Annotated in this window: 16 protein-coding genes; 11 read left to right on the forward strand and 5 right to left on the reverse strand. The window is 66.4% G+C overall.

The features are described 5' to 3' along the window. Positions 1-129: 129 nt before the first annotated feature. The 6 genes from NS355_RS12995 to NS355_RS13025 all read left to right on the forward strand — a co-directional run bounded on the left by NS355_RS12995 (position 130) and on the right by NS355_RS13025 (position 8,653). A complete protein-coding gene (locus NS355_RS12995) occupies positions 130-1,656 on the forward strand; it encodes an acyl-CoA carboxylase subunit beta (RefSeq protein ID WP_058746107.1) in 1,527 nt (508 codons plus the stop codon). 159 nt (positions 1,657-1,815) lie between these two features. Then, positions 1,816-2,235, forward strand: a complete 420-nt coding sequence (gene mce / locus NS355_RS13000) for a methylmalonyl-CoA epimerase (RefSeq protein ID WP_058746108.1) — start codon at positions 1,816-1,818, stop codon at positions 2,233-2,235. 8 nt (positions 2,236-2,243) lie between these two features. Further along, positions 2,244-3,002 (forward strand): enoyl-CoA hydratase/isomerase family protein, encoded by a 759-nt coding sequence (locus tag NS355_RS13005; RefSeq protein WP_058746109.1) that lies wholly within the window; start codon positions 2,244-2,246, stop codon positions 3,000-3,002. 64 nt (positions 3,003-3,066) lie between these two features. Beyond that, positions 3,067-5,322 carry a methylmalonyl-CoA mutase gene (gene scpA / locus NS355_RS13010; protein ID WP_058746130.1) on the forward strand — a complete coding sequence of 752 codons (2,256 nt, stop codon included), beginning with the start codon at positions 3,067-3,069 and terminating at the stop codon, positions 5,320-5,322. Positions 5,323-5,336: 14 nt separating this feature from the next. Then, the gene (bioB, locus tag NS355_RS13015) at positions 5,337-6,359 is read left to right on the forward strand and encodes a biotin synthase BioB (RefSeq protein ID WP_058746110.1); all 1,023 of its coding nucleotides are present in this window, start codon (positions 5,337-5,339) and stop codon (positions 6,357-6,359) included. A 296-nt stretch (positions 6,360-6,655) separates the two neighbouring features. After that, the gene (locus tag NS355_RS13025; protein ID WP_058746112.1) at positions 6,656-8,653 is read left to right on the forward strand and encodes an acetyl-CoA carboxylase biotin carboxylase subunit; all 1,998 of its coding nucleotides are present in this window, start codon (positions 6,656-6,658) and stop codon (positions 8,651-8,653) included. Positions 8,654-8,801: 148 nt separating this feature from the next. Here NS355_RS13025 and NS355_RS13030 read toward each other — a convergent pair whose 3' ends face one another. Continuing rightward, positions 8,802-9,635, reverse strand: coding sequence for an HpcH/HpaI aldolase/citrate lyase family protein (locus tag NS355_RS13030; protein ID WP_058746113.1), 834 nt, complete (start codon positions 9,633-9,635; stop codon positions 8,802-8,804). A gap of 77 nt (positions 9,636-9,712) precedes the next feature. Between NS355_RS13030 and NS355_RS18770 the strand changes: the two genes are divergently transcribed. The 5 genes from NS355_RS18770 to cyoD are packed head-to-tail and all read left to right on the forward strand — an operon-like array spanning position 9,713 to position 14,110. After that, positions 9,713-10,156, forward strand: a complete 444-nt coding sequence (locus NS355_RS18770) for a hypothetical protein (RefSeq protein ID WP_058746114.1) — start codon at positions 9,713-9,715, stop codon at positions 10,154-10,156. 51 nt (positions 10,157-10,207) lie between these two features. After that, the gene (gene cyoA, locus NS355_RS13040) at positions 10,208-11,095 is read left to right on the forward strand and encodes a ubiquinol oxidase subunit II (protein ID WP_058746115.1); all 888 of its coding nucleotides are present in this window, start codon (positions 10,208-10,210) and stop codon (positions 11,093-11,095) included. Then, positions 11,092-13,104, forward strand: coding sequence for a cytochrome o ubiquinol oxidase subunit I (gene cyoB, locus NS355_RS13045; RefSeq protein ID WP_058746116.1), 2,013 nt, complete (start codon positions 11,092-11,094; stop codon positions 13,102-13,104). Before cyoA ends, cyoB begins: the two co-directional genes overlap by 4 nt. Then, positions 13,101-13,730 (forward strand): cytochrome (ubi)quinol oxidase subunit III, encoded by a 630-nt coding sequence (locus tag NS355_RS13050; RefSeq protein WP_058746117.1) that lies wholly within the window; start codon positions 13,101-13,103, stop codon positions 13,728-13,730. Before cyoB ends, NS355_RS13050 begins: the two co-directional genes overlap by 4 nt. Further along, positions 13,727-14,110, forward strand: coding sequence for a cytochrome o ubiquinol oxidase subunit IV (gene cyoD, locus NS355_RS13055; RefSeq protein WP_058746118.1), 384 nt, complete (start codon positions 13,727-13,729; stop codon positions 14,108-14,110). Before NS355_RS13050 ends, cyoD begins: the two co-directional genes overlap by 4 nt. Here cyoD and glgX read toward each other — a convergent pair. The 4 genes from glgX to glgC all read right to left on the reverse strand — a co-directional run bounded on the left by glgX (position 14,107) and on the right by glgC (position 20,404). Further along, the gene (gene glgX / locus NS355_RS13060) at positions 14,107-15,903 is read right to left on the reverse strand and encodes a glycogen debranching protein GlgX (protein WP_058746119.1); all 1,797 of its coding nucleotides are present in this window, start codon (positions 15,901-15,903) and stop codon (positions 14,107-14,109) included. The two genes, cyoD and glgX, sit on opposite strands and share 4 nt — an antisense overlap. Positions 15,904-16,056: 153 nt before the next feature. Beyond that, positions 16,057-17,682, reverse strand: a complete 1,626-nt coding sequence (locus NS355_RS13065; RefSeq protein ID WP_058746120.1) for an alpha-D-glucose phosphate-specific phosphoglucomutase — start codon at positions 17,680-17,682, stop codon at positions 16,057-16,059. Beyond that, positions 17,679-19,133, reverse strand: a complete 1,455-nt coding sequence (gene glgA / locus NS355_RS13070) for a glycogen synthase GlgA (protein WP_058746121.1) — start codon at positions 19,131-19,133, stop codon at positions 17,679-17,681. The genes NS355_RS13065 and glgA overlap by 4 nt, the downstream gene beginning before the upstream one ends. 8 nt (positions 19,134-19,141) lie before the next feature. After that, complete coding sequence (gene glgC, locus NS355_RS13075) at positions 19,142-20,404, reverse strand: glucose-1-phosphate adenylyltransferase (protein WP_058746122.1); 1,263 nt, start codon at positions 20,402-20,404, stop codon at positions 19,142-19,144. Positions 20,405-20,422: the final 18 nt, after the last annotated feature.

Below are 20,422 nucleotides of genomic sequence, written 5' to 3' on the forward strand. Positions count from 1 at the left end.
CGCCTGCGGGAGGGGGAGCGTGCTTAGGAAAGCGTTCGCCACCTTCCCCTTACGAAAACGGAAATCCCCACGATTGCCATCCCCCACGCCACTCGGGCATAAGCCCGGGCAAAGACGTAAGGAGAGGTCATGGCATCGACGATGGTCGAACTGGAACGCCGCCGCGCGGCCGCGCGGGCCGGTGGTGGCGAGAAGCGCGTGGCGGCGCAGCACGCCAAGGGCAAGCTGACCGCGCGGGAACGGCTCGACGTGCTGCTCGACGAGGGCAGCTTCGAGGAACTCGACATGTTCGTCGAGCATAACTGCACCGACTTCGGCATGACCGAACAGGTCGTGCCCGGCGACGGCGTCGTGACCGGATCGGGCACGATCAACGGGCGGCTGGTGTTCGTGTTCAGCCAGGACTTCACCGTCTTCGGCGGCTCGCTGTCCGAGCGGCACGCTCAGAAGATCTGCAAGATCATGGACATGGCGATGAAGGTCGGCGCGCCCGTCATCGGCCTGAACGATTCGGGCGGCGCGCGCATCCAGGAGGGCGTCGCCTCGCTCGGCGGCTATGCCGAGGTGTTCCAGCGCAACGTGCTGGCGAGCGGTGTGGTGCCGCAGCTGAGCCTTATCATGGGTCCCTGCGCGGGCGGCGCGGTGTACAGCCCGGCCATGACCGACTTCATCTTCATGGTGAAGGATTCGAGCTATATGTTCGTCACCGGCCCCGATGTGGTGAAGACGGTGACCAACGAAGTGGTGACGCAGGAAGCGCTGGGCGGCGCGGTGACGCACACCACCAAGACCGGCGTCGCCGACGTGGCGTTCGAGGACGATATCGAGGCGCTGCTGGCGGCGCGCGACTTCATTGATTTCCTGCCTGCCAATAACCGCGAAGGCGTGCCCGAGCGGCCGACCGCCGACGCCTGGGACCGGATCGAGGACAGCCTCGACACGCTGATCCCGGCCAGCGCCAACCAGCCCTATGACATGCACGAACTGCTGTCGAAGGTGGTCGACGAGGGCGATTTCTTCGAGGTGCAGCCCGCGCACGGGGCCAATATCATCACCGGCTTCGGCCGGATCGAGGGGCGCACGGTCGGCTTCGTCGCCAACCAGCCGATGGTGCTGGCCGGCGTGCTCGACATCAATGCCAGCCGGAAAGCCGCACGGTTTGTGCGCTTCTGCGACGCGTTCGAGATTCCGATCGTGACCTTCGTCGACGTGCCCGGCTTCCTGCCCGGCACCGCCCAGGAGCATAACGGCATCATCAAGCACGGTGCGAAACTGCTCTTCGCCTATGCCGAGGCCACCGTCCCTAAGATCACGGTCATCACGCGCAAGGCTTATGGCGGGGCCTATGACGTGATGGCGTCCAAGCACCTACGTGGCGACCTCAACTATGCCTGGCCGACCGCCGAGATCGCGGTGATGGGCGCCAAGGGCGCGGTCGAGATCATCTTCCGGGGCAAGACGCCGGAAGAGATCGCGGAGCGTACCGCCGAGTATGAGGCGCGCTTCGCCAACCCGTTCGTGGCGGCATCCAAGGGCTTTGTCGATGAGGTCATCCAGCCGCACTCGACCCGCAAGCGGATTGCACTGGGCCTGCGCAAGCTACGCAACAAGGACCTGGCGAACCCGTGGAAGAAGCATGACAATCTGCCGCTCTGATATGGTCGCGATCGGCGAAGCCCTCCCCCACCCCCTCCCGCTTGCGGGAGGGGCGTGCCTGGGGCCAGCGTATGCCAAGCGTTTCTCCCCTCCCGCAGGCGGGAGGGGCCGGGGGAGGGCTGGCGCTCTCCACATGCAAGCCTGTTTGAGGAGTGCCGCATGACCCTGGGCCGCCTCAACCATATCGGCATCGCCACGCCGTCGATCGAGAAGACGGTCGAAACCTATCGCCACCTGCTCAGCGCCGACGCGATCGGCATGCCGTTCGACCTGCCGGCGCAGGGCGTGCGGGTGTGCTTCATCGATGCGCCCAACACCCAGATCGAGCTGATCCAGCCGCTCGACGAGACCTCCCCCATCGCCAACTTCCTGAAGAAGAACCCGGCGGGCGGGCAGCATCATCTGTGCTTCGAGGTCGCCGACATGGCCGCCGCCGTCGCGGAGCTTCAGGCCAAGGGTGCCACGCTGCTCGGCCAGCCGCGTATCGGCGCGCACGGCACGCCCGTCGTCTTCCTCCACCCGCGCGACATGGGCGGCGTGCTGGTCGAATTGATGGAAGCACCGGGGGACGACCATTGAGCGAGCCCATGCTGCGGACCGAGCGTCGGGGCGACGTACTGGTCCTGACGCTCAACCGGCCCGACCGCCTCAATGCCGCGCCGCCCGCGTTGTTCGATGCGATCCACGAAGCACTCGACCAGCGCGGCGACGCTCGTGCGGTGCTGATCGCGGGTGAGGGACGCGCCTTTTGCTCGGGGGCGGATATCTCGGGCGGCGATATGGGGCCGGATACCGTTCACCGTGCGCTGGTCGATCATTACAATACGACGATGCTGGCGATGGCCGATCTCGCCATTCCCGTGGTCAGCGCGGTGCGCGGCGCAGCGGCGGGGATCGGATGCAGCTTGGCGCTCGCCACCGACTTTTGCGTGGCGAGCGAGAATGCCTATTTCCTCCACGCCTTCGTCAATATCGGGCTGGTCCCCGATGGCGGGGCGAGCTGGATGTTGCCGCGTCTGATCGGCCGTGCCCGTGCCGCCGAGATGATGCTGCTGGGCGAGCGGGTGTCGGCGACACGTGCGCTCGACTGGGGCATGATCCACAAGGTCGTGGCCGACGATAGGCTCGACGCCGAAGCCTTCGCGCTGGCCGAACGGCTGGCGGCGGGGCCGAGCGTCGCGCTGGGGCTCATGCGCCGCGCGCTCCATGCCGGGTTCGACAGCAACTATGCGACCGCGCTGGCGCGCGAGGCCGAGGACCAGCGAAGCGCACGGGCGACGCAGGACGGCGAAGAAGGCGGCCGGGCCTTTTTCGAGAAGCGCCCACCGCGTTTCCAGGGACGGTGAGACTTGCGCGCGCATGATGATTTCGCTCTAGTGAAATAAAATAAGAGTGGATGAGGAGTGGTCGATGGCCGAACGCCCTGACCTGACGGATTGGGAATCGCTTGCGTCGCGCGAGGTGAAGGGGCGTGACCTCGACTGGCGGACGCCGGAGGGGATCACGGTCAAGCCGCTCTACACAGCCGCCGATGTGCGCGAGGACCCCGGCCTGCCGGGTTTCGCGCCGTTCACGCGCGGGGTGCGGGCGAGCATGTATGCGGGCCGCCCCTGGACGATCCGGCAATATGCGGGCTTCTCGACCGCCGAGGAATCGAACGCCTTCTACCGGCGCAATCTGGCGGCGGGGCAGAAGGGGCTGTCGGTCGCCTTCGACCTGGCGACGCACCGAGGTTACGACAGCGACCACCCGCGCGTGACGGGCGATGTCGGCAAGGCGGGCGTCGCGATCGACACGGTCGAGGATATGAAGATCCTGTTCGACGGCATTCCGCTGGATGCCATGTCGGTCTCAATGACGATGAACGGCGCGGTGATCCCGGTGCTGGCCTTCTTCATCGTCGCGGCCGAGGAACAGGGCGTTCACCGCTCGAAGCTGGAAGGGACCATCCAGAACGACATCCTCAAGGAGTTCATGGTCCGCAATACGTACATCTACCCGCCCGAGCCGAGCATGCGGATCATCTCGGACATCTTCGCCTATACCTCGGCCGAGATGCCCAAGTTCAACAGTATCTCGATCAGCGGCTATCACATGCAGGAGGCGGGGGCGACGCAGCTCCAGGAGCTGGCCTTCACCATCGCCGACGGCATGGAATATGTGAAATACGGGGTCGCGAGCGGCCTCGACATCGATAAGTTTGCGGGCCGGCTGTCCTTCTTCTTCGCGATCGGCATGAACTTCTTCATGGAGGTCGCGAAGCTCCGCGCGGCGCGCGTGCTGTGGCACCGGGCGATGACGCAGCTGGGCGCGAAGGACGAACGGTCGAAGATGCTGCGCACGCATTGCCAGACGAGTGGCGTGTCGCTGACCGAGCAGGACCCGTATAACAACGTCATCCGCACCACGATCGAGGCGATGGCCGCGATGCTGGGCGGGACGCAATCGCTCCATACCAATGCGCTCGATGAAGCGATTGCGCTGCCCACCGACTTCTCCGCCCGGATCGCGCGCAACACGCAAATCGTGTTGCAGGAGGAAACGGGGATGACACGCGTCGTCGATCCGCTGGGCGGGAGTTATTATGTCGAGAGCCTGACCCAGAGCCTCGTCGACGGTGCCTGGGAGCTGATCGAGCGGATCGAGGCCGAGGGCGGCATGGCCAAGGCGGTCGCTTCGGGCTGGCCCAAGGCGATGATCGAGGAAGCAAGCGCCGCGCGCGCGGCCAAGGTCGACCGTGGTGAGGATGTCATCGTCGGGGTGAACAAGTACCGGCTGGCGGATGAAGCGCCGGTGGAGATCTTGGACATCGACAATCATGCGGTGCGTGCTGGCCAGGTGGCGCGGATCGCGGCGGTGAAGGCCGCGCGCGACGAGACGGCATGTCAGGCTGCCCTCGATGCCCTGCGCCAAGCCGCCAAAACTCCTCCCCTGCAAGGGGAGGTGGCATCGCGGAGCGATGACGGAGGGGTGTCACCCCTCCCGAGCGTGGATACCCCTCCGTCAGCGGCTGACGCCGCTGCCACCTCCCCCGCCGGGGGAGGAATGGAGCGCAATCTCCTCGCGCTGGCGGTGGAGGCCGCCCGTGCCCGCGCGACGCTTGGCGAAATTTCCGCCGCGCTGGAGGATGCCTTCGGCCGCTACGGCACCCAGCCGACGCCGGTGTCGGGCGTGTACGGCGGCGCGTACGCCGAGGACGAACGCTGGGCGCGCCTGATCCGCGGCGTGGAGGCGGTCGAGCGCCGTCTCGGACGCAAGCCCCGGCTGTTCGTCGCCAAGATGGGCCAGGACGGTCATGACCGGGGCGCGAACCTCGTCTCCTCAATGTTCGGCGATCTCGGTTTCGAGGTGGTGGCGGGTGCACTCTTCCAGACGCCGGAGGAAGCCGCGCAGATCGCGCTGGCCCACGACGTCGATGTCGTCGGCGCCTCCAGCCTGGCGGCGGGGCACAAGACACTGATCCCCGAACTCATCGGCCACCTGCGCGACGCAGGCCGCGCCGATATCAAGGTCATCGCGGGTGGCGTTATTCCCGCACAGGACTATCAGGCGCTTTACGATGCCGGGGTGCAGGCGATTTTCGGCCCCGGCACCAATCTTGTGAAAGCGGCCGAGGATGTGCTGAGGCTGCTGGGCCATAATATGCCGCCCGAGACGGGCGAATGACAGGACGATACGGAATGACGACCACCGCCCTCAGTCCCCAGGCGACGACTCTGCGCACCGACTGGACCCGCGCCGAGATCGGCGCTTTGTTCGACCTGCCCTTTACCGAATTGCTGTTCCGCGCCGCTGAAGTCCACCGCGCGCATCATGCGGCGGACGAGGTGCAGCTTTGCACGCTCTGCTCGATCAAGACCGGCGGTTGCCCCGAGGATTGCGGTTACTGCTCGCAAAGCGCGTCCGCCGAGAGCGACGTGAAGGCCGAGAAGCTGATGGACGTACAGGCCGTTCTGGCAGCGGCGGCCGAGGCCAAGGCGGCGGGCTCGCAGCGTTTCTGCATGGGCGCGGCGTGGCGCAGCCCGAAGGAGCGCGACATGGACAAGGTCGTCGCCATGGTCGAGGGCGTGAAGGCCATGGGTCTTGAGACCTGCATGACGCTGGGCATGTTGGATGCGCCCCAGGCGCAGCGGCTGGCCGAGGCGGGGCTCGATTACTACAACCACAATATCGACACCTCGCCCGAAAACTACGCCAACGTCATCACGACGCGCTGCTTCGAGGACCGGCTGGAGACGCTGTCGAACGTGCGCGAGGCGGGGATTTCGGTGTGCTGCGGCGGCATCGTCGGCATGGGTGAGACGCGCGGCGACCGCGTCGGCTTCGTCCATGCGCTCGCCACCCTGCCGCGCCATCCCGAAAGCGTGCCGGTCAACGCGCTGGTGCCGGTCAAGGGCACGGTGTTGGGCGACATGCTCGCCGACACGCCGCTGGCGCGAATCGACGATATCGAGTTCGTCCGCACCGTCGCGGTCGCGCGCATCACCATGCCGATGAGCATGGTCCGCCTGTCGGCAGGGCGCGAGAGCATGTCGGCCGCCACCCAGGCGCTGTGCTTCCTGGCAGGGGCGAACTCGATCTTCACCGGCGACAAGCTGCTGACCGCGGGCAATGCGGGCGACGATGCCGACGCCGCGCTGTTCGCCAAGCTGGGCCTGAAGCCGATGGAAGGTGCCGAACCCATGCGGGTCGCGGCAGAATAATAATGGGGCGCCGTGTTCTTCTTGGACTTGCTTTGCTGCTGGCATGGGCAACCTATGGTTTGGTCATGCTGCCGCTTGCAGACCAGGAAGCGACTCGGTGCCATCAGTTTGGCGATTTGGCAGCGGAGTGCAGCGCGCCTTTCATGCTGTTCTACGGAATCGTGACGGTGATTTTCCTAATGGCCACCATCACGCTCGCGATATTGGCAGTTCGATGCGTTTCCAGACCTGGCCGGTAACCACCGCCGATACTTAATTTCGACACGGACCAACGACATAAAAGGAGAGGTATCCCCGTGTTCCAGAAAATCCTGATCGCCAATCGCGGGGAAATCGCGTGCCGGGTGATCCGCACGGCGCGCAGCATGGGCATTGCCACCGTCGCGGTCTATTCCGACGCCGATGCCAGCGCGCCGCATGTCCGGCTGGCCGATGAAGCGGTGCGCCTCGGCCCCGCACCCGCCGCCGAAAGCTATCTCAAGGCCGAACTGATCCTCGCCGCCGCCAAGGCGACCGGCGCGGATGCGATCCATCCCGGTTACGGCTTCCTGTCGGAGCGCGAGAGCTTCGCGAAGGCCTGTGCCGAGGCGGGTGTCGCCTTTATCGGCCCGCCGCCGAACGCCATCGCCGCGATGGGCGACAAGATCGAATCGAAGAAGCTCGCCAAGGCCGCCGGGGTCAATGTCGTCCCCGGTTATCTGGGCGAGATCGCCGATACCGAGGAAGCGGTTCGCATCGCCGGCGATATCGGTTTCCCCGTGATGATGAAGGCCAGCGCCGGTGGCGGCGGCAAGGGCATGCGGCTCGCCTGGTCCGAGGCGGACGTCCGCGAAGGCTTCGAGGCGACCAAGCGCGAGGGCCTTGCGAGCTTCGGCGACGACCGCGTCTTCATCGAGAAGTTCATCGAGAGCCCGCGCCATATCGAAATCCAGGTGCTGGGCGACCAGCATGGCAATATCGTCTATCTCGGCGAGCGCGAATGCTCGGTCCAGCGCCGCCACCAGAAGGTGGTCGAGGAAGCGCCGTCCCCCTTCGTCACGCCCGAGATGCGCCGCGCCATGGGCGAGCAGGCGGTCGCGCTGGCGCGCGCGGTCGGCTATTATTCGGCGGGCACCGTCGAGCTGATCGTGTCGGGTGCGGATACGACCGGCAAGAGCTTCTACTTCCTGGAAATGAACACCCGGCTCCAGGTCGAGCATCCCGTCACCGAGGAGATCACCGGCCTCGATCTGGTCGAGCAGATGATCCGCGTCGCCGCCGGTGAGCCGCTGGCTTTCGGCCAGGATGACGTGACGCTGACCGGCTGGGCGATCGAGAACCGCGTCTATGCCGAGGACCCGTATCGCGGCTTCCTGCCCTCGACCGGGCGGCTGGTCCGCTACAACCCGCCCGCCGAGCATGCGGACGACGACGTGCGCGTCCGCGTCGACGACGGCGTCGCCGAGGGTGGCGAGGTCAGCATGTTCTACGATCCCATGATCGCCAAGCTGGTCACCTGGGCCCCGACGCGCGAGGCCGCGATCGACGCCCAGATCGCCGCGCTCGACGCGTTCGAGATCGTCGGGCCGGGGACGAACATCGACTTCGTGTCCGCGCTGATGCAGCATCCGCGCTTCCGCTCCGGCGCGCTGTCGACCGGCTTCATCGCCGAGGAATATCCCGACGGCTTCCAGGGCGCACCCGCCGGTGAGGACCTGACGAAGACGCTTGCCGCCGTGGCCGCCTTCGCCGCCACCGCCGAGGCCGACCGCGCCCGCCGCATCGACGGCCAACTCGGCCACCGCCTGCAACCGCCCGCCGACTGGACGGTGCGGATCGGTGGGGCGGACCATGCGGTCAACGTCTCGACCGACGGGATCAGCGTCGACGGCGCCGAACTCGATCTCGCCATCGCCTATACGCCGGGCGACCGGATGATTGCGGTCGAGGACGAGGCGGGCGAAACCCTCCATGTCCGCATCGCGAAAACTCGCACCGGGTTCAAGCTGACCACGCGCGGCGCCAACCACATGGTCCGCGTCCTCCCCGCCCGCGCCGCCTCCTACGCGCAGCACCTTATCGAAAAAGTGCCGCCCGACCTGTCGAAGTTCCTCATCGCGCCGATGCCCGGCCTGCTCGTCCGCCTCGACGTCGCCGAGGGCGACAAGGTCGAAGCCGGCCAGCCGCTCGCCGTCGTCGAGGCGATGAAGATGGAAAACATCCTCCGCGCCGCCAAGACGGGGACGGTGAAAACCATCTCCGCCAAGACCGGTGACAGCCTGGCGGTGGATGCGGTGATTTTGGAGCTGGAGTAACTTGTAGAAGCCGGACTTATTCCTCCCCTGGAAGGGGAGGTGGCGCGCGTAGCGCGACGGAGGGGTGTTACCCTATCGAGAGCGGGACACCCCTCCACCATGCTGCGCATGGTCCCCCTCCCCTTGCAGGGGAGGAATGAGAAAGCGCTTATTGGCGAACAAGCACCAAGATCCGCTCCGCCTCCGCCAGATGCAGGCGTTCGACCATCTGCCCGTCCAGCCGGATCGCGCCCAGCGCCGCTTGCTCGGGATCGGCGAAGGCCTCCACCACTCTTTGCGCCCAGGCGATTTCCGCCGCGTCGGGACCGAACCCTGCATTCGCCGCCATGATCTGGTTGGGATGGATCAGCGTCTTGCCGTCGAAGCCCAGACGCCGCCCCTCGGCACATTCCGCCGCCAGCCGCTCGGGCGCGTCGAGGGCGTTGCATACGCCGTCCAGTGCGATCAACCCGGCGCTGCGGGCGGCGACGACGATCTGGACGCGCAAGGGCAGCAACGCCTCGGGCGCGGGCGGCGAGGGCAGCCGCATTTCCTTCGCCAGATCGTTCGTCCCCGCGACCATGGCGGTCAGCCCCAGCCCGGTCGCCGCCTGCGCGATCGCGCCCAGCGACAGGATGCCGCGACACGTCTCGATCATCGCCCAGAGCGGCACGTCCGGCCCCAGCGCCGCCCGTGCGGCGGCCAGCGTCGCGACATCGTCGACCTTGGGGATCAGCACCGCCGCCGGATGCGTCTCGGCCAACGCGGTGAGGTCGTCGGCCGCATGGGGGCTGTCCAACCCGTTGGTCCGTACGACGAGCAGCCTGTCGCCAAAGCCCCCCTCGCGCACCGCCGCCACCGCCGCGTCGCGCGCCACGGTCTTGGCGTCGGGGGCGACCGCGTCCTCCAGGTCGAGGATCACCGCGTCGCTGTCGAGCCTACGCGCCTTGGTGACGGCTCGGAAATTGGAGGCGGGGAGGAACAGGGCGCTGCGCAGGGTCATCGCGCGAACATAGCGGCGTCGCGCCTCTGGTAAAATGGCCGGGGCGCGCCATAATCGAACGCTCAAAGGGGGATGACATGACCGCGACGCTGGTGCTGCTGGGGCTGACGATCACGCTTTACGTCTGGCCGGATCTGCCGGTCAGCCGCTGGCTGGCCAGCATGCTGATCGAGGCTCCGGCGCGGCTGCTCGGCCGGGTCCGGCCGGGGCATTGGGCGATGATGGCGCTGGGTGTCGCGCTGCTCGGCCTCGCCATCTGGTTCGAGATCGATGAGATTCGGATGCTGGCCGCAGCGGCCGCGCCGATGGGCGATCTGGTCATGCTCGCCTCGGCGATCGAATGGGGCGGGGTGGCCGAATTGGTCATGGCGGCCGTCCTGTCCTCCTCGATGCTGGCGCGCTGGCCTGTTTTCCGGCGCTGGGCCGGGCGGATATCCGCGAGCCGGACCGCTCGCCCGCGCCGGGTGGAGCGGCCCGCCAATGACAGCGACGATAGCGAGGGGCGAAGACTCGCCGCCTGATCCCTTTGCGGCGGCGGAACGAAAGCATCAGGCCGCCGTTCACCCGCCTGAATGCTCCGCGATCCGCGCCTCGCCAAAATTCCCGCGCGTTTCGCGTGCCTTGGGTTGTGCGTCGTCCTTTCCGCCTGCGAGCCGGGCATTTTGAACCCCGCCGGGCCGATCGCGGCGGGCGAGCGCAGCATCTTCTTCAATGCGCTGGCGGTGATGCTGGCCATTGTGGTGCCGGTCATCCTACTCACCTTTGCCTTCGGCTGGTGGTTCCGCGCGGGCAACACCCGCGCCAGGCATCTGCCCGAATGGGCCTATTCGGGGCGGCTGGAATTGCTGGTCTGGTCGATCCCGGCGCTGGCCATCATGTTCCTGGGCGGCATCGCCTGGATCGGCAGCCATGATCTCGATCCGCCCAAGCCCATCGTATCCAAGGCGAGGACGATGACCGTCGACGTCGTCGCCACCGACTGGAAATGGCTGTTCCTCTATCCCGAACAGGGCATCGCGACGATCAACCGGCTGGTCGTGCCGGTCGGCACGCCGGTCAAGTTCCGCATCACCTCGGCAGGCGTGATGAACAGCTTCTTCGTGCCGCAGTTGGGCAGCCAGATCTACGCCATGTCGGGCATGGACTCGACGCTCCACCTGCGCGCCGACAAGGCCGGGCGCTATCGCGGGCTGTCGGCGCATTATAGCGGGGAGGGCTTTGCCGATATGGACTTCTTCGTCGATGCGGTTCCGCAGGCGAGCTTCGATCGCTTCGTCGCGACCGCGCAGGGAGGGCAGGGCAAGACGCTCGACTGGAACGAGTTCGTCGCGATGGCGCATCCCAGTCGCAATGTCCGCCCCGCCAGCTATCCCCGGCTCCAGCCCGGCCTTTACGACCAGATCGTCATGAGGAACGGCGCGCCCGAGGGTGAGAAGGCCAAGGACGGGCGCGAGCAATGAGTTTCACGGGCAAGCTCGGCTGGGACTCGATCCCGTTCCACGAACCGCTGCCCCTGGTGTCGGCGGGCGTCATCGGGCTGGTCCTGCTCGGCGTCTTCATCTGGGTGTGGCGGCGCGGGCATCTGCCGTACATCTGGAGCGAATGGATCACGAGCGTCGACCATAAGCGGATCGGCGTCATGTATTGTCTGCTGGCAGGCGTCATGCTGCTGCGCGGCTTTTCGGATGCGCTGCTGATGCGGTCGCAACAGGCGATCGCCTACGGCAATGAAGGCTATCTGCCGCCCGATCATTACGACCAGATCTTCTCGGCGCATGGCACGATCATGATCTTCTTCGTGGCGATGCCGTTCATGATCGGGCTGATGAACTTCGTCGTGCCGTTGCAACTCGGCGTGCGCGACGTGGCCTTCCCCACGCTCAATTCGGTCAGCTTCTGGCTGACCGCCAGCGGCGCGCTGCTCATCAATATGAGCCTGGTCATCGGCGAGTTCGCCAAGACCGGCTGGCTGGTCTATCCGCCGCTGTCGGAGTTGCGCTTCTCGCCCGGGGTCGGCGTCGATTATTACCTCTGGGCGCTGCAGATATCGGGGATGGGGACGCTGCTGTCGGGCGTGAACCTCGTCACGACCATATTGAAGATGCGTGCGCCGGGCATGGGCTATAGCCGGATGCCGATGTTCACCTGGACCTCGCTGGCCTCCAACCTGCTGATCGTCGCGGCCTTTCCGGTGCTGACCGCCGTGCTCGGCATGCTGATCCTCGACCGCTATCTGGGCTTTCACTTCTTCACGCCGGAAGCGGGCGGCAACCAGATGATGTTCGTCAACCTCATCTGGGCCTGGGGTCACCCGGAAGTCTATATCCTGATCCTGCCCGCCTTCGGCGTGTTTTCCGAGATCATCTCGACCTTCTCGTCCAAGCCTTTGTTCGGCTATCGCTCGATGGTCATCGCCACCATGGTGATCTGCATCCTGTCCTTCATGGTCTGGCTGCACCATTTCTTCACCATGGGGGCGGGGGCCGATGTGAACGGTTTCTTCGGCATCACGACGATGATCATCGCGGTGCCGACGGGGGTGAAGGTCTTCAACTGGCTGTTCACCATGTATGGCGGGCGCATCCGTTATACGTCGATGATGCTGTGGTCGATCGGGTTCATCGTGACCTTCGTGATCGGCGGCATGACCGGCGTGATGCTGGCGGTGCCCCCGGCCGACTTCGTGCTGCACAACTCGTTGTTCCTGGTCGCGCATTTCCATAACGTCATCATTGGCGGCGTGCTGTTCGGGGCCTTTGCGGGTTTCACCTTCTGGTTTCCCAAGATGTTCGGCTTCACGCTGGACGAGACCTGGGGCAAGCGCGCTTTCTGGCTGTGGATCAGCGGCTTCTACGTCGCGTTCATGCCGCTCTATGTGCTCGGCCTGATGGGCATGACGCGGCGGATGCAGCATTATGACGTGCCCGGCTGGCATCCGTGGCTGCTGGTCGCGGGTGTCGGCGCGCTGCTGATCGCCGCCGGCATCGCGTGCCAGGTCATGATGCTCTACGTCTCGATCAAGACGCGGAAAGACCGGATCGACGAAAGCGGCGACCCTTGGGACGGGCGTACGCTGGAATGGATCACCACTTCGCCGCCGCCCGCCTTCAACTTCGCGGTGCTGCCCGATGTGAAGGGCGAGGAAGCCTATTGGGGCATCAAGGCGAAGGCGCGCGAGAACCGCGCTTTGTCCGACCGCCCCGATTACGAGCCGATCGAAATGCCGCGCAATTCGCCGACCGGGATCGTCGCGGCCTTCTTCGCAACCGCCATGGGCTTTGCGCTGATCTGGCATATCTGGTGGCTGGTGATCCTGGGTTTCTTCGGCGCCTGGGGGACGTTCATCGTCTTCGCCTGGCGCGACAAGGCCGAGTATGAGATCCCGGTCGAGGAGGTCGAGCGGCTGGATCAGGCGCGTCGCCGCAGCAAGGCGACCCTGCTCGACCTGCCCGAAGAGGCGCTGTCATGACGGCGCAGACCCATGATCCCAACAAGCTGGGCCGGTCGGCCGAGCCGAACCCGGACGGCCCCGCGCCCAAGCGGGTGGTGGTGTCCTATGGCTTCTGGATCTTCCTGCTGTCGGACTTCATCCTGTTCGCCTGCTTCTTCGCCGGTTACGCGGTGCTGAAGGATGCGACGGCGGGCGGTCCATCGGGCAAGGACCTGTTCGAGCTGAAGCTGGTCGAGACCGAGACGGTGCTGCTGCTCCTGTCCAGCTTTGCCTGCGGGCTGGCGGGGATCGCGACGCTGGCGCGCGACATGCGCTGGTTCCAGATCGCGATGGCGGCGACCGGACTGCTCGGCGCGGGCTTTCTGGCGCTGGAGGCCTATGAGTTCCTGCACCTGATCGGCGAGGGGGCGGGGCCGGGGCGCAGTGCGTTCCTGTCGGCCTTTTTCGCGCTGGTCGGGTGCCATGGGCTGCACGTCCTGCTGGGGATGCTCTGGCTGACCACGATAATGGCGCAGGCCTGGGCCAAGGGACTCCGTGAGGATATTCTTCGCCGCATCCTGTGTTTCAGCCTGTTCTGGCATGCGCTCGACATCATCTGGGTGGCGCTGTTCACCATGGTTTACCTGATGGGAGTGCGCGGATGAGCGAGCGGCCCGACGAGGAAATGGCGCGCGACGAAACCGCGCCGGGCGAACAGAGCGAGCAGGACTCGATCGTCGGCGGAGTGCGCAGCTATGTCGTCGGCCTGATCGCCGCCACGATCCTGACGGCGGCGTCCTTTGCGCTCGTTCAGTTCGACATCGTCTGGGGCCCTGCCGTACCCGCCGCGCTGGTCGCGCTGGCGATCGGGCAGATGGGGGTGCATCTGGTGTTCTTCCTCCACATCACGACCGGGCCGGACAACAGCAACAATGTACTGGCGCTGCTGTTCGGCATCCTGATCGTGGCGCTGGTGCTGCTGGGCTCGATCTGGATCATGGGGCATCTGAACCACAATCTGATGGGGCCGATGGCAACGCCCTAGCTTTCGACCAGGGTGCCCCGGATGGCGGATACGCCTCGTGAGCGGTCGAAGCGCAGGATCAGCTTTTCGTCGCCGACGGGCAGATGAAGGGCAAAGCCGTGGCCGCTGTCCCAGTCCTCCGGCGTCATCGGAGCACCGGACAGGTTGCGCCACTCGGCACCGGCCAGCCAGTCCGTCCAGTCGAGCGGCATGTCCCGGCGAAAGGCGCCGAGCTGTGCGACGAAATCCTCCAGCGCTTCGTCACGGGTTTCCCAGTCGAGCCACGTCGTCTCGTTATCCTGGGCATAGCCGTTGTTGTTGCCGTTCTGGCTGCGGCCGAACTCGTCGCCTGCGGTCAGCATCGGGGTGCCGCGTGACAGGAACAGCGTAGCCAGCATCGCGCGGATTGAGGCTTTGCGGGCGGCACGGATCGCGGGATCGTCGGTTGGCCCTTCTTGCCCATGGTTCCACGACACCTCGTCGCCATGGCCGTCGCGATTGCCCTCGCCATTGGCGTGGTTGTGGCGCCTGGCATAGGCGGTCAGGTCGGCCAGCGTGAAGCCGTCATGGGCGGCGACGAAATTGACCGAGCGGCTGGCGGGGCCGGTAAAGACATCCGCCGACCCGGCGATCCGCGTCGCCAGATCGCCGCTGCGCCCGTCGCCACGCCAGAAGCGCCGCACCTGGTCACGATATTTGTCGTTCCACTCCAGCCAGTGCTCGGGGAAGTTGCCGAGCTGATAGCCGCCGGGGCCGATATCCCAGGGTTCGGCGATCATGATGCGGGTCGACAGCACCGGATCGGCGGCGATCTCGGCAAAGATGGGGGCGTGGGCATTGAAGCCCGGCCCGCGCGCCAGGACGGTGGCCAGGTCGAAGCGGAATCCGTCCGCGCCCGCCCGTGCAAAATGGCGCAAAGCATCGAGGATCATCGCGCGGACGCTCGGGCGGCTGGCATCGAGCATATTGCCGGTGCCCGCATCGTTGATGAGCGTGCCGTCCGTCGTCCTTGCATAGGCATCCGGGTCCAGCCCTCGGAAGGACAGGGTGCCGCCGTGAATGTCACTCTCGCCCATATGGTTGAACACGAGGTCGAGGATGACGCCGATCCCGGCCTGCCGCAGCGTCGCGACGGTCGCGACCAGTTCGGCCACGCCGCCCGGCACCCGCTCCGGGCACAACGCCATCGGCACCACCGGGTTGTAACCCCAGGCATTGCGCAGGCCGAGCGGTGGCAGATGCCGCTCGTCGATGGCGGCGGTGATCGGCATGAGTTCGACGGCCGCGACGCCCAGCTTGCGCAGATGGTCGAGCACCGCCGGATGCGCCAGCGCCGCCAGAGTGCCGCGCTGTTCGGGCGGAATGGCGGGATGGCGCATGGTGAAACCGCGCACGTTGAGTTCGTAGATCAGGCCGCCCGGCCGGAATAGCGGCGGGGCGGGGGTGTCGGCCCGTCGCGGGACGACACGGGCACGGGGGACGATGTCGGCGGTGTCGTCGCCATAGGCCGCCAGACGCGGCGATTGGACGAAGGGGCGGTCGAGTTCGAGGGCGTATGGGTCGACGAGCAGCTTGGCGGGGTCGAACCACAGGCTGCGCGCCGGGTCGTATTCGCCGTGTGCGCGATAGCCATAGAGCGGGACGGGGCCGGAGACCGTGGCGGTCCAGATATCGCCGTCGCGGCTCATAGCGATGCGGCGTTCGTCTGCGCCGTCGAACAGGCAAAGCTCCACCCGATCGGCAGTCGAGCGGACGGCGAAGCGGGTGCCGTCGGGAACGGGCGTTGCGCCGAGGGAATAGGGCTGATTCGTCATGGCGACCCGACCTTACCCATCATGACCACCTCGGCGAAGGCCGGGGTCCAGTTGGGCCGACCTATCGAGACTTCCACCAGCGTGGAGGCCACTGGACCCCGGCCTTCGCCGGGGTGGAAGGGGGGAGGGCGATAGCCCCTCCCCCAAGGGCAATCAGGTCACCACATCGGGTTCGGTGCGGCCGGTATGCTGGGTGATGCCCGCGATCTCGTCGGCCGCCGCGATGATATCCGCCAGCATCTCGGGCGTCTCGCGATCGAGCTGGTCGGCGGAATAACGCTCCAGATAGACGCGCAGGGTCGCGCCGCTGGTGCCGGTGCCCGACAGGCGGAACACGACACGGCTGCCGCCCTGGAACAGCACGCGGATGCCCTGGTTGCGGCTGACCGACTGGTCGGTCGGGTCGGTATAGGCGAAGTCGTCCGCCGTCTCGACCGTCAACCCGGCGAACGTCTCGCCCGGCAGGGTGGCCAGCCTGGCGCGCAGATCGGCCATCAGCGCATCGGCGCGCTCGCTCTCGACGCCCTCATAGTCATGGCGCGCATAATAGTTGCGGCCATAGGTCGCCCAGTGATCGCGCGCGATCTGGTCCACCGACTTGCCCGAGGCGGCGAGGATGTTGAGCCAGAGCAGCACCGCCCACAGCCCGTCCTTCTCGCGCACATGGTCCGAGCCGGTCCCCGCGCTCTCCTCGCCGCAGATCGTCGCCATGCCAGCGTCGAGCAAATTGCCGAAGAACTTCCACCCCGTCGGCGTCTCATACGCCGGGATGCCCAGCTTCTCGGCGACGCGGTCGGCGGCGGCGCTGGTCGGCATCGAGCGGGCGATACCCTTCAGGCCCCCCGCATAGGCCGGGGCGAGGTGCGCGTTCGCCGCCAGCATCGCCAAGCTGTCCGACGGCGTGATGAAGCGCCCGCGTCCGATGATGAGGTTGCGGTCGCCATCGCCGTCCGACGCAGCGCCGAAATCGGGCGCATCCGCCGCCATCATCCGGTCGTACAGTTCCTTGGCATGGACCAGATTGGGGTCGGGGTGATGGCCGCCGAAATCGGGAAGCGGGGTGCCGTTCTTCACCGTGCCCGGCGCGAAGCCCAGCCGGTTCTCCAGGATCTCGGTTGCGTAAGGGCCGGTGACGGCACTCATCGCGTCGAACGACATGGTGAAGCCGCCCTCGACCGCGCGCTTGATCGCGCCGAAGTCGAACAGGCTCTCCATCAGCGCGGCATAGTCGGCGACCGAGTCGATCACCTCGACCGTCATGTCGCCAACCGTCACCTCGCCCAGCGTGTCGAGGTCGATGTCGTCGGCCTCCACCGTCAGCCAGCGGCTGATCGACCTGGTGTTGGCGTGGATCGCGTCGGTCACCTTTTCCGGCGCGGGGCCGCCGTTGGAGATGTTGTACTTGATGCCGAAATCTTCATCCGGCCCGCCGGGATTGTGGCTGGCCGACAGGACGAGGCCGCCCAGCGCCTTACGCTGGCGGATCACGTTGCTGGCCGCCGGCGTCGACAGGATGCCGCCCTGGCCGACCACGACACGGGCAAAGCCGTTCGCCGCTGCCATGCGGATCGCGACCTGGATCACCTCGCGGTTCAGGAAACGACCGTCGCCGCCGATCACCAGCGTCTGGCCGGTCTTTTCATCACCCAGCGCGTCGAACGTCGACTGGATGAAGTTCTCGGCATAGTTTGGCTGCTGAAAGACGCGAACCTTCTTGCGCAGGCCCGAGGTGCCCGGCTTCTGGTCGAGATAGGGCTCAGTCGCGACGGTCTTGATCATGGGTTCCCCAGCACGGATCGGTAGAGTTCGGCATAGTGGCGGCCGCTATGGTGCCAGCTATAGTCGGCATTCATGCCATTGACCTGAATGGTCCGCCATTGGTCTTGGTCGGCATAGAGTCTCATACTGCGACGCAGCACTGCGACGATATTGTCGGCGGTGACATTGTCGAACTGGAGCCCGGTCGCCACGCCCATGGCCAGCGCGGCCTCATTGGCGTCAATGATCGTGTCGGCCAGCCCGCCGGTGCGCGCGACCACGGGCACGCAGCCATAGGCGAGCGCATAGAGCTGGGTCAGCCCGCACGGCTCGAACCGCGATGGGATGACGATCGCATCGCAGCCGCCCTGCAGCAGGTGCGAGACCGGTTCGTCATAACCGATGCGCACCGCGACGCGACCCGGATGGCGCAGCGCGGCGGTGGCGAAGGCGATCTCCAGCGCCGGGTCGCCGGTGCCCAGCACGACCAGCCGCCCGCCCAGCACCACCAGATCGTCGATCACCTCGACCAGCACGTCCATGCCCTTTTGCCAGGTCAGGCGGCTGATGACGGTGAAGATCGGGCTGTCGTCCTCGTCCAGCCCGAACGCCTGCTCGACCGCGCGCTTGTTGGCGACGCGATCGTCCAGCGTGTCGACGGTGAAGGGGGCGGGCAGGGCGGCGTCGGCCTTGGGGCTCCAGATGGCGGGATCGATGCCGTTGACGATGCCGCTGACGCATTCGGCGCGCGCGGCGATCAGGCCCTCCAGCCCCATGCCATACTGAACCCGGTGGATTTCCTCGGCATAGGTCGGGCTGACCGTGGTGATCGCATCGGCGGTGCGCAGGCCCGCCTTCAGATAGCCGATCTGGCCATAATATTCGACGCCCTCCACCGACCACGCCTCGGGCGGCAGACCCAAATCTGGGAAGTGGTGCGCCGCGAACGAGCCTTGGAAGGCGATGTTGTGGATCGTGACGATGCTCTTGGCGACCTTGCCGGGGCCGGGGGCGTAATGGAGGAAGGCGGGGGCGAGCGCCGCCTGCCAGTCATGCGCATGAAGCAGGTCGAAATCATAACCCGGCACCGCGCCCGAGGCGAGGTCGGCCCCGGCGCGCGCCAGCACCGCAAAGCGCCGCCAATTGTCGTGCCAGTCGTTTCCGGCGGTGTCGACATAGGGAAGCCCCTCGCGCTCCCAGAGCTGCGGCGCCTCGATCACCAGCAGGCGGTGGGTGCCGATCATCGCCTCGCGCAACCAGGCGTCGGTGCCGATGATGTGCGTCCAGTGATGAACACGGGGCGCGTCCTCGCCGATCGAGCGCATCACCTTGGGGAAACCGGGGATCAGCGTGGTGACGGCGATGTCGTGCGGCGCCAGCGCCTCGGGCAGCGCACCGACCACATCGGCGAGACCGCCGGTCTTGATGAGCGGGAACGCCTCCGAGGCGACCGACAGGACGGAAAGGGTCATGGGGACTTTCAGTTGGCCAGACGGTCGATCATCGGCTGGGTGATCAGGCAGATGCCCTTGTCGGTGCGTCGGAACCGATGCGCGTCGAGCATCGGGTCTTCCCCGACCACCAGGCCATCGGGAATCCTGACGCCGCGATCGAGGATCACCCGCCGCAGCTGGGCGCCGCGTCCGATCTGGCAGAAGGGCAGGACGACGGCCTCGTTCAGCGAGGCATAGCTGTGCGTGCGCACGCCGGTCGACAGCAGCGAGCGGTTGATCGACGACCCCGACACGATGCAGTCGCCTGCGATCAGGCTGGCGACCGCCGATCCGCGCCGTCCCTCCACGTCATGGACGAACTTGGCGGGCGGCGTGATCTCGGCATAGGTCCAGAGCGGCCAGCTGCGGTCATAGAGGTCGAGCTGCGGCACCACGTCGGTCAGGTCGAGGCTGGCCTCCCAATAGGCGTCGACCGTGCCGACGTCGCGCCAATAGGCACCGGGTTCGTCCTCCGAGCGGACGCAGCTGGCGGAGAAGCGGTGTGCCTGGGCTTTGCCATGCTCGACCAGATAGGGGATGATGTCCTTGCCGAAGTCGCGGGCGGAGCCCGGCGTTTCGGCATCGCGGCGCAGCTGTTCGAACAGGAAGGCGGTGCGAAAGACATAGATGCCCAGCGACGCCAGCGACACGCCCGGATTGCCGGGGATGGAGGGCGGATCGGCGGGCTTCTCGACGAAATCGACGATGCGGTCGGTCTCGTCGACATGCATCACGCCGAACGCGCTGGCTTCCTCGCGCGAAACCTCCAGACAGGCGACGGTGACGTCGGCGCCGCTGTCGCAATGCTGCTGGAGCATCAGCTCATAGTCCATCTTGTAGACATGATCGCCCGCCAGGATGACCATGAACTCCGGCGCATAGCTTTCGATGATGTCGATATTCTGGAACACCGCGTCGGCGGTGCCCTCATACCATTGGAACTCGCTGATCCGCTGGCTGGCGGGCAGGATGTCGAAGCTCTCGTTGCGTTCGTCGCGCAGGAAGTTCCAGCCGCGCTGGAGGTGGCGGATCAGCGAGTGCGCCTTGTACTGGGTCGCCACGCCGATGCGGCGGATGCCCGAGTTGATCGCGTTGGACAAGGCGAAGTCGATGATCCGGGCTTTGCCGCCGAAATAGACGGCGGGCTTGGCGCGGGTGTCGGTCAACTCCATCAGGCGACTGCCGCGGCCGCCCGCCAGCACATAGGCCATGGCATCGCGCGCCAGCGGTTGTCCGCGCCTCAGGTCCATCGTCCGTCTCCCATCCCT

The sequence above is a fragment of the Sphingomonas yabuuchiae genome (assembly GCF_001477495.1).
GTDB lineage: Bacteria > Pseudomonadota > Alphaproteobacteria > Sphingomonadales > Sphingomonadaceae > Sphingomonas > Sphingomonas yabuuchiae_A.

Bases quoted from the DNA above. Each gene is read 5' to 3' on its own strand.
- NS355_RS12995 (WP_058746107.1), top strand. From the start codon at position 130: ATGGCATCGACGATGGTCGAACTGGAACGCCGCCGCGCGGCCGCGCGG.
- mce (WP_058746108.1), top strand. From the start codon at position 1,816: ATGACCCTGGGCCGCCTCAACCATATCGGCATCGCCACGCCGTCGATC.
- NS355_RS13005 (WP_058746109.1), top strand. From the start codon at position 2,244: ATGCTGCGGACCGAGCGTCGGGGCGACGTACTGGTCCTGACGCTCAAC.
- scpA (WP_058746130.1), top strand. From the start codon at position 3,067: ATGGCCGAACGCCCTGACCTGACGGATTGGGAATCGCTTGCGTCGCGC.
- bioB (WP_058746110.1), top strand. From the start codon at position 5,337: ATGACGACCACCGCCCTCAGTCCCCAGGCGACGACTCTGCGCACCGAC.
- NS355_RS13030 (WP_058746113.1), bottom strand. From the start codon at position 9,635: ATGACCCTGCGCAGCGCCCTGTTCCTCCCCGCCTCCAATTTCCGAGCC.
- NS355_RS18770 (WP_058746114.1), top strand. From the start codon at position 9,713: ATGACCGCGACGCTGGTGCTGCTGGGGCTGACGATCACGCTTTACGTC.
- cyoA (WP_058746115.1), top strand. From the start codon at position 10,208: ATGCTCCGCGATCCGCGCCTCGCCAAAATTCCCGCGCGTTTCGCGTGC.
- cyoB (WP_058746116.1), top strand. From the start codon at position 11,092: ATGAGTTTCACGGGCAAGCTCGGCTGGGACTCGATCCCGTTCCACGAA.
- NS355_RS13050 (WP_058746117.1), top strand. From the start codon at position 13,101: ATGACGGCGCAGACCCATGATCCCAACAAGCTGGGCCGGTCGGCCGAG.
- cyoD (WP_058746118.1), top strand. From the start codon at position 13,727: ATGAGCGAGCGGCCCGACGAGGAAATGGCGCGCGACGAAACCGCGCCG.
- glgX (WP_058746119.1), bottom strand. From the start codon at position 15,903: ATGACGAATCAGCCCTATTCCCTCGGCGCAACGCCCGTTCCCGACGGC.
- NS355_RS13065 (WP_058746120.1), bottom strand. From the start codon at position 17,682: ATGATCAAGACCGTCGCGACTGAGCCCTATCTCGACCAGAAGCCGGGC.
- glgA (WP_058746121.1), bottom strand. From the start codon at position 19,133: ATGACCCTTTCCGTCCTGTCGGTCGCCTCGGAGGCGTTCCCGCTCATC.
- glgC (WP_058746122.1), bottom strand. From the start codon at position 20,404: ATGGACCTGAGGCGCGGACAACCGCTGGCGCGCGATGCCATGGCCTAT.